This window comes from Paracoccus marcusii (genome assembly GCF_006151785.1).
Classification (GTDB): Bacteria; Pseudomonadota; Alphaproteobacteria; order Rhodobacterales; family Rhodobacteraceae; genus Paracoccus; species Paracoccus marcusii.
Genome location: NZ_VDDD01000269.1, coordinates 1 through 920 on the forward strand (window position 1 = coordinate 1; position 920 = coordinate 920).

The window sequence follows — 920 nt, forward strand, 5'->3', positions numbered from 1 at the left end:
ATTTGCCGGTCAGCAGGCCGCCGGCCAGCGGGCTCCAAGGCATGATTCCGAGGCCGAAATGCGCGGCCATCGGCGCCAGGTCCAGCTCGACCCCGCGCTCGATCAGCGACCAAGCGTTCTGCAGCCCGATAGGCCCCGGCAGACCTTGTGCTGCGGCCAGCGTGGCGATTTTGGCGACATACCAGGCAGGCGTGTTCGAGAAGCCGTAATAGAGGATCTCACCACGCGCCACTGCAGCGGCCAGCGTCCGCAACACCTCTTCCGGCGGGGTCGTTCGGTCCCAGACATGCATCCAGTAAATGTCGATCCGGTCGGTCCCGAGCCGGCGCAGCGAGCCCTCGATCCCAAGACGGATGTTGATCGCGCCGTTCCCGCCATGCAGCGGATGGCCTTGCGATCGGGCGAAGCCGGATTTGGTGGACAGCACTAGCCGGTCGCGCAGCCCGCTGTCCCTCACGATTAGGCCCAGCATCCGCTCACTTTCGCCGCCGCTATAGACGTCGGCTGTGTCGATGACGTTGCCGCCGGTTGCCACATAGGCGTCGAAAATGCCCCGCGCTTCGACCAGATCGCTGCCCCACCGGCCCGCGCCAAAGGTCATGGTGCCAAGCGAAAGCGGGCTGACGATCAGCCCCGATTGGCCAAAGCTGCGGTAATCTGTCATTTGCATGCATCATGCTCCTCGGTGCGGTGATGCCGTGACCGTATAGCCGCGCGGCGCGCCGCATTAGCCGCTTTCCGCGGCATGAGCCTGTGAGTATTCTTCACAGATGCTGCGGCAAAACCTCAACGATCTGGCGGCCTTCGCGGTCATCGCCCGGACGCGCAGCTTCACGGCTGCCGAGGCTGGCCTGCCCCTATCGGGTGGTCCGGTTTCAGTCTTAGTGCATTTCGGGTCTTGGCGCTACAGCTGGGGTGGC

At 64.6% G+C, this 920-nt stretch carries 1 protein-coding gene; it reads right to left on the reverse strand.

Annotated features, from left to right (window positions below; translation table 11 throughout):
• Positions 1-670: aldo/keto reductase (locus tag FHD68_RS18710; RefSeq protein WP_139086635.1), on the reverse strand; the 670-nt coding region annotated here is incomplete at its 3' end.
• Between the last annotated feature and the right edge of the window lie 250 nt (positions 671-920).